The sequence below is a fragment of the Bradyrhizobium sp. UFLA05-109 genome (assembly GCF_054185165.1).
Genome location: NZ_JBBIAR010000023.1, coordinates 120265 through 127991, shown reverse-complemented (window position 1 = coordinate 127991; position 7727 = coordinate 120265). Strand labels below are relative to the sequence as shown.

Sequence of the window (7727 nt, the reverse complement as noted above, 5' to 3'; positions counted from 1 at the left end):
GTTGGAAATCGTCGCTGTCGGCGCGATCGCCATGACGTTCGAATTGCGCATGCCGCCTGCCACTATCTTCTTGCGGAGGCGATCCCAGTCCAGCGTCGAGGAGCGATCGACGTCGAGCCCGCCGCGCGAGTCGGCAACGAACCGGATAGAGTCGAGCGGCAAAATGCCCTTCGACCACAGCGAGCCCTCGAAGCTCGGATAGCGGCCGCGCTCGGTGGCAAGATCGGAGGATGCCTCGATGGCGTGGAAGGAGATCGCTTCCATGCTGATGTCGGCGAAAGCGATCGCCGCTTCGGACGCGATCGGGATACGCTGGACCTGAAGTGCCTCCTGGAAGCCCATCAGGCCGAGCCCAACCGGCCGATGGCGCATGTTGGAGCGGCGCGCTTCCGGGATCGTGTAGAAATTGATGTCGATGACGTTGTCGAGCATTCGCACCGCCGTCGTCACCGTCCGCTTCAGCTTGGCCTGGTCGATACCGTTAGCTCCGACATGGGCGAGCATGTTGACGGAGCCTAGATTGCAGACCGCGACCTCGTCGGCCGAAGTGTTCAGCGTGATCTCGGTGCAGAGGTTCGAGGAATGGATCACGCCCATGTGGCGCTGCGGCGAGCGCAGGTTGCAGGGGTCCTTGAAGGTAATCCAGGGATGGCCGGTCTCGAACAGCATGGTCAACATGCGGCGCCAGAGGTCGGTCGCGCGCACGGTCTTGAACACACGCATGCCGCCGGCCTTCGCCTTGGCCTCATAGGCCTCATAGGCCGTCTTGAAGGACGTCCCGTACAGATCGTGCAAATCGGGCGTCTCGTCCGGCGAGAACAGCGTCCACTCGTCGTCGGCGTCGACCCGCTGCATGAACAGGTCCGGCACCCAGTTGGCGGTGTTCATGTCGTGGGTGCGACGGCGGTCATCGCCTGTGTTCTTGCGCAGATCGAGGAATTCCTCGATGTCGACGTGCCAGGTCTCCAGATAGGCGCAGACCGCGCCCTTGCGCTTGCCGCCCTGGTTGACGGCGATCGCGGTGTCGTTGGCCACCTTCAGGAACGGGATGATGCCCTGGCTTTCGCCGTTGGTGCCCTTGATGTGGGCTCCGAGGCCGCGCACCGGCGTCCAATCGTTGCCGAGACCGCCGGAGTACTTTGCGAGCAGCGCATTGTCCTTGATCGACTTGAAAATGCCATCGAGGTCGTCCGATACGGTGGTGAGGAAGCAGGACGACAGCTGCGGGCGCAGCGTGCCGGAATTGAACAGCGTCGGCGTCGAGGCCATGAAGTCGAACGATGACAAGAGATCGTAGAACTCGATCGCCTTGGCTTCGCGGTCGATCTCTCGAATTGCCAGGCCCATCGCCACGCGCATGAAGAAGGCCTGCGGCAGTTCGATCCGCTTGCCTTGCTGATGCAGGAAATAACGGTCGTAGAGCGTCTGAAGGCCGAGGAACTGGAAGTTCAAGTCTCGCTCAGGCTTCAACGCCGCAGCGATGCGGCCGAGATCGAAGCGGGCGAGTTCGGGATCGAGCAGTTCGGCTGCGATGCCGACCTTCACATAGGCCGGAAAGTATTCGGCATAGCGCGTCGCCATGTCGGCCTGCGAGGCCGACGACGTAACGCCATGGACATGCGACAGCACCTCGCCGCGGAGCTTGTCGAGCAGCAGGCGCGCGCTGACATAGGCATAACCCGGCTCCTGCTCGACCAGCGTGCGCGCGGCCATGATCGAGGCCAGCGCCAGCTCGTCCTGGCTGATGCCGTCGTAGAGATTGCGGGTGGTTTCGGCCAGCACGGGGGCTGCGGAGACGCCGTCGAGACCGGCGCAGGCCTCATTGATGATCAGCTCGAGCCGGCGCGTGTCCAGACCGACGCGCGAGCCGTCCGGCAGCGTGACGTGAAGGGTCGGTGCGGCGACGGGCGCCGGCTGCGCGGCCGCTTCCTCGGCGCGCTGGCGGGACCGTTCCTCGCGGTAGAGCACGTAGGCCCGGGCGACCTTATGGTGCTCGCTTCGCATCAAGGCGAGTTCGACCTGATCCTGCACGTCCTCGATGTGAAAGGTGCGCCCCTCGCCTGCGCGGCGCATCAGGGCTGCCACGACTTCGGCCGTCAACTGCTCGACGCTCTCGTGAACGCGGCGCGAAGCAACCGCAGTGCTGCCCTCTACCGCAAGGAAAGCCTTGGTCATTGCGACCGCGATCTTGGCGGAATCGAACGGCGAGACCTTCCCGTTGCGGCGGATGATCTGCATGGCCGGCTCGCTGGAAGCTGCCGCAAGTGACTGTGGACGCAACTGGATGATGGGTGCGGAAGCGGTGTCCGCGTCGTGCAGGTTCAGTGACATCAAAGGGCCCCGTGATGCGCGCGTTGTGTTTGGACGGGGCGATAAGGAAGGACGCTGCCGGAACGCCGGCAGATGCGTTGCCGGACGGTGCGTGCAAGCGACCGCCGGGACACCCCGCCCGTGGACGTTCAGATCGTCACGGCAGGTCTCCTGGCTCGCAGGTCGTTGCTTGCTTCCTGTCTTCCCGGCGCAGGCGCACCAGTGACGTTGTCCGGAAGCAGCTCGCTGCTGACAGTTGCGGGGGCAGCGCCGGAATTCCGCGCACAACGCGCAGTTCACCGGCTTCCCTCTTAGCCACTACATCTTGCGACGCAGTAGGACCGTGACACCCATATATGGAGATATTCGGAGCGAAGTGTCAATGAGTGATCAAGTCGCGCTCGCCGATTTGCTTGTGGAATGCGGGAATTTTGCCGCCCTTCGTTCCGCATCTCGCGATTCGGCCAGCATGCGCAATCCGTTCCTCACCGGTCCGAGCCGAGAGTAGGGAATACTGGACGCATAGTTGCCGGCGCGCCACGCTCGAGTAGCCATCTTCTCTAACTGCGACATTTTGGCACGGACGTGATGGTGACCACGCGTTGACGCGCCCAGTCCGCGGATGCCAGTTTTTTCAGCGGTGGTGTCCGCAAGGACTCTTCAAGGGAATGCGGTGCGTCCGTTTTGGCGGACAAATCCGCGGCTGCCCCCGCAACTGTGAGCGGATAGCCGACGACCAACAAACCACTGGAGCGCCATCGGGGCTCTGGGAAGGTGGTCGGAGGCGATGACCCGCGAGCCAGGAAACCTGCTACCGGTCATGGTCATGCGCGAACGCGTCGGGCGGGGTGCCTCGGTGTCGTGAAGAGTAGCCGGTGCATCTACCGCAAGGGGCGAAGGTAGATTGCCAAGGCGACCGCGGTGACGGTTCGTTGCTTCGCCGCAGAGCGCTTACGTGAAAAATTTCAGCTACTACCATGGTGCCGCACCAGATCATCAGCGCACCTCGCGCCGCTATCTTTCTTCGACCGCGGTTTCTCCGGTCCTGATCGCAATTCTTTCATCGCTGCTGCCATCGACGGCTGCCGTTGCGCAGACTGCGGCCCGGGATAAATCCGAGCTCGAGCCGGTGGTGGTCTCTCCGCCTCCGAAGCGGCCGCGCGCGGTCAGCGCCGACAATCAGGACGCGCGTGCTGTGCGCCGTGCTGCTGCACGCAAGCCGGCACCCGTAGCTACAGCCACTCCGACGACCCAGCCTCAGAATGGTGCCGCCCCGACGCCGCTGAATACCAATGTCGTCACCGAGGCCGGATCGCGCCTCGGCATCACGGCGCGGGAAATGCCGGCGACCGTCGAGGTGATCAGCCAGCAGACGATGCAGGATCAGGGCATAAGGACGACGACCGAAGTTGCCAAGGCGGCGGTGGGCGTGATCGGCGGCGATGCGCCGGGCGCGCCCGCCATCTTCTCGATGCGCGGCTTTGCCGGCGACCAGATCAGCACCCTCTATAACGGCATCCCGATCGGGCCGTCGACCATGACCGGTCGTCCGATGGACGTGGCCGGCTTGCAGCAGGTCGAGATCATCAAGGGACCGGACTCGCTGGTGGCGGGCCTCGGCGCGACCGGCGGCGCCATCAATTACGTCAACAAGGCGCCGCACACAGGTCCGATCGTCAACGATGCCTTCACCTCCTACGATTCCTTCAACGGCTACCGCGCCGGATACGGGTCGGGCGGCAGCACGCTGATCGACGGCCTCGACTATCGCTTCGACATCAGCCATTTCAACGACAAGGGTTTCATCGACGACACCTATTCCAAGCTGAGCAATGTCTCCGGCCAGTTGAACTATCGTGTCAACGACAGCCTGAAGATCTGGGGCGCGGCCGAATACAGGCAGGATAATGACCGCTTCTACTGGGGAACACCGCTGGTGCCGGCGAATGCACCGGGCATCGTGCCGACAACGGGCATCGTCTCCGGGGTCTGGAGCAACTATTACCTTGGCGGCGGCACGCCGGTCCCGGTCACCATCGACGCGCGCACGCTGACCACGAACTACAACGTGCTCGACAATCACAGCGGCGCCAGCGAGCTGTGGCTGCGCAGTGGCTTCCAGTGGGACATCACCAACAACGTCTCGCTGAAGAGCCAGGTTTACGGCTATGACGCCCACAGGCACTGGTTCAACAACGAGATCTCGTCGTTTGACCAGACGGTCGGCGGTTTTGCCGGCGCGCAGAGCATCTATCGTGAGCGTCTGGCGCTCGATCACGCGCAGCGGCTCTACGGCAACATCACCGACCTCACCGTCAACTCCAACATCGGCGGCCTGGACAACCGCTTCGTCGCCACCGTCATGGCGAGCAACAACCAGTTCAACGTCTCGCAGGACACGCTGTTCTTCAACGACTATGTCGACCTGCTCAATCCGGATCGCGGGCTCTATGGGCCCCGCAGCGACGAGAAGATCTACACCCGCGTCAACACTGCGTCGCTGTCGTTCGAGGACCGGATCAAGCTGACCTCGACCTTCGCGCTGATCGGCGGCATCCGCTTCGAGGACATCAAGCTGGACCGCACGCGCTTCGACCCTGATGGCGTGCTGGAATCTGCCAAGGGCTATCCGTTCTCGACCACCTTCAATCCCATCACCGGCCGCATCGGCTACACCTGGGACATCGCGCCCGGCGTGATGCTGTACAGCCAGTATGCAACCGCAGCCGATCCGACGGTCGCCAACATCTTCATCCTCGCGCCTTCGGTGCCGTTGCTGCTAACGACGTCGCGGACATACGAGACCGGCGTGAAGGTGCAATCGGCCGACAAGCGAACCGAGTTCACCGCGTCCGTGTTCGATATCGAGCGCAAGAACGTCTACGTTCCCGAAAGCGGCATCGTCTTCAACGTCGCCGGCAAAATCGCCTCCAAAGGCATTGAGCTCGCGGCCGCGACCAATCCGTTCGGAGGACTGAAGCTGTGGGGCAATGTCGCTTTCGTGCAGTCGCGCTTCGTCGACTTCAGCTACGTCGATGACAATGGCGTGTTCCAGTCCTATTCGGGCATGACGCCGCCGAACGTTCCGAACTTCGTTGCCAATGCCGGCGCCTCCTATCGCTTCCAGACGGCCTGGCCGGTCGAGATTGGAGCCTCCGTCCGTCACGTCGGCGACCGCTTCAATTTCCAGGACAATCTGGTGACGATGAACGCCTACACGATCTTCGATACATTCGCCTTCGTGGACGTGCCGAAATCGTATTTTCGCGGCGTCGACCAAACGCGGATTTCATTCCGCGTGAGGAACCTGACGAACAAGCTTTATGCAGCGTGGGGCGATCCGGGCTACACCGACCAGATTATCCTGGGCGCCCCACGCAGCTACGAGCTGTCGGCCTCGTTCAGGTGGTAGCTGAGCAACGGGGAATGCGGTTGACCGCACCCTCGACCTGGTAGGACGAGGTCGCAGTGCCCCAGAGGAAGCCCGGCGGAAAGCCTCCCGCCGGGCGCGGCGCCGCTGCCGGTCCCCTCGACGCATCCTCCGGGCGCCGCGATCCCCACTGCGGACAGCCCCGCGATCTTCGCAAACTGGCGACGCGAGACCTCGTCCGGCATGGGTTCTGTTCTCCTTCCATTCGCTTCGGACTGGCGCAATGGAGGGCCCCGGCCGATTTGAGAAGTGAAGTTCGGGGAAGATCGTGATGCGCTGCTGGTGTATCGAGAGCGCTCAGGGCAAACTTGGTCACGCTCCGGCCTCGCCCAATACCGGGATAATACAGGGTCTCAAACGCAGCGCCCGTTGTTGAAGGCCGAGCCGACCGGTCTAGACTGATACTCATTAGTGAAGGCGATTCGCAGCGATATGGCAAAATCCTCCAAGCTGGTTGCGGCAAAGAAGGGGCGCGTGCTCCTGGTCAGACGACGGCGCGATAAGCGCTGGATGTTCCCGGGCGGCCGCAGGCGTGCAGGTGAGAGTGACAGGAAGTGCCTTCGCCGCGAGATCGGGGAAGAATTGCCGAACCTGAAGCCCGGTCCTTTGAAGCTCTGGAAGGAGGTCAAGAAGAAAAACCGCCGAACCGGGCGGAAGATGAGCGATGCGATTTTCCTGGCGAAGAACGCCTCCGGCGAGTTGAAGATCGGAGACAAGAAGGAAATCGACAAGGCGGTCTGGTGCAAGCCGCGAGGGCTCAGATTGACACCGACCTCGCGTTACATCCGGGACAGGCTGTTTCCGAAGTGAGCTCCCAGGCTCGCAATCACGGCTTCGAACCCGAACCATCGGTGGGATCGTCAGGCGAGCCGATGGTGGACTTTGCGATCATTTGCCGAGAAGCAGGTTGGCATCCACTTCGTAGATGCCACGAGCAGCCCGAATCTGCACCTCCGATGCCACGCGGCGAATGTCAGTCAGCTCCCACGCCAGCCATCCTTCTTCAAAGTAGCTGGCGCAGGCAGCTTCGATATCAGCTTCGACAAAAGGCCGCACAGCCAAGACCCTGGCGATAGCGACGGCGTGGCCATGGCTGTCCTCATCGCCGTCTTCGCAGAGAAACCTGCCGTTTTCGACGATCAGCAAATCTTCCGCCGGGGAGATGTCGGGTGCCCAGCGCCGGACCTCCAGCGTCTTGAGACCTGCTGCAATCTTGCTGCCGCTCGGCCTGACAACGGATAGAGCCTTCATAAAGCGTCCCCCAAACCGTCAGCTTTTACCGACGCTGATCAGGGAACGCGGCAAGTTGCTTGTGAACTTCTGCACCTCGGCCGGTGATCTCAAAACTATTCCGTGGATTCCCTGAGGGAGATTAGCCAGAAGCTCTGCATGTCGGGCTCGACTGCGTGTTGGATAGGTCCAAACCCAGTCTCTGAAAAACGACCAGTCGAACTGTTCGGGGTTTCCGGCCCCGGTATCACCGCGTTCGCGGCCGTAGTTTCGGATACTTCGCCATACCGCTCGCGGAAAATAAACGTAGCGCGGCAGGTCGAGCCAGATGAGGGCTTCGGCCCGCGGCAGTCGAAGATCGAGATGGCTTGAGTAATTGCCCTCAATAATCCAGGCGTCACGTGCGGCAGCCTCAGCCATTCTCGCACGAAAGAGTCCGGTCTCCGAAGCCGACCACCCCGGATTCCAGTAAAGGGCATCAAGATGCACAACGGGAAGCCCAAGGCGTTCGCCAAGGCGGCGCGCAAGCGTCGATTTGCCGGCGCCACTCGGACCGAGAATGAGGATACGCCTTGGCGCAACCATTGGCGTTATCTCATCCAATGCACCACGTTCTGCAGTGCTGTTTAGCGATGCTGAACCGCGGCGGCAAGATCGCAGTAGTGAACTTCCTGCTCACAACTCCCAAGCACGTGGTGAATGAAAGAGGCTCCGGATGGACCGTGCAACGGCCGAATTGGGGCCACTAGCGGCGGTC

The 7727-nt window shown here is 62.2% G+C and carries 5 protein-coding genes and 2 riboswitches; of the genes, 2 read left to right on the top strand and 3 right to left on the bottom strand.

Features of this window, described 5'->3' with window-relative positions; translation table 11 throughout:
- Positions 1 to 2331 (bottom strand): ribonucleoside-diphosphate reductase subunit alpha (locus tag Q3C01_RS18880; RefSeq protein WP_458146802.1); only part of this gene is annotated, 2331 nt, incomplete at its 3' end.
- A gap of 123 nt (positions 2332 to 2454) precedes the next feature.
- A riboswitch (cobalamin riboswitch) is annotated at positions 2455 to 2671 on the bottom strand.
- A gap of 263 nt (positions 2672 to 2934) precedes the next feature.
- A riboswitch (cobalamin riboswitch) is annotated at positions 2935 to 3140 on the top strand.
- Positions 3141 to 3355: 215 nt separating this feature from the next.
- Here Q3C01_RS18880 and Q3C01_RS18875 point away from each other — a divergent pair.
- Positions 3356 to 5722 carry a TonB-dependent receptor gene (locus Q3C01_RS18875; RefSeq protein ID WP_458146812.1) on the top strand — a complete coding sequence of 789 codons (2367 nt, stop codon included), beginning with the start codon at positions 3356 to 3358 and terminating at the stop codon, positions 5720 to 5722.
- Between the two features lie 450 nt (positions 5723 to 6172).
- Positions 6173 to 6550, top strand: a complete 378-nt coding sequence (locus Q3C01_RS18865; protein ID WP_458146800.1) for an NUDIX hydrolase — start codon at positions 6173 to 6175, stop codon at positions 6548 to 6550.
- Positions 6551 to 6628: 78 nt separating this feature from the next.
- On the opposite strand, the gene Q3C01_RS18860 is transcribed toward Q3C01_RS18865, so the two are convergent.
- A complete protein-coding gene (locus Q3C01_RS18860; protein WP_458146799.1) occupies positions 6629 to 6991 on the bottom strand; it encodes an ASCH domain-containing protein in 363 nt (120 codons plus the stop codon).
- Between the two features lie 18 nt (positions 6992 to 7009).
- On the bottom strand, positions 7010 to 7555 hold the full coding sequence (locus Q3C01_RS18855) for a P-loop NTPase family protein (protein ID WP_458146798.1): 546 nt from the start codon (positions 7553 to 7555) through the stop codon (positions 7010 to 7012).
- Positions 7556 to 7727: the final 172 nt, after the last annotated feature.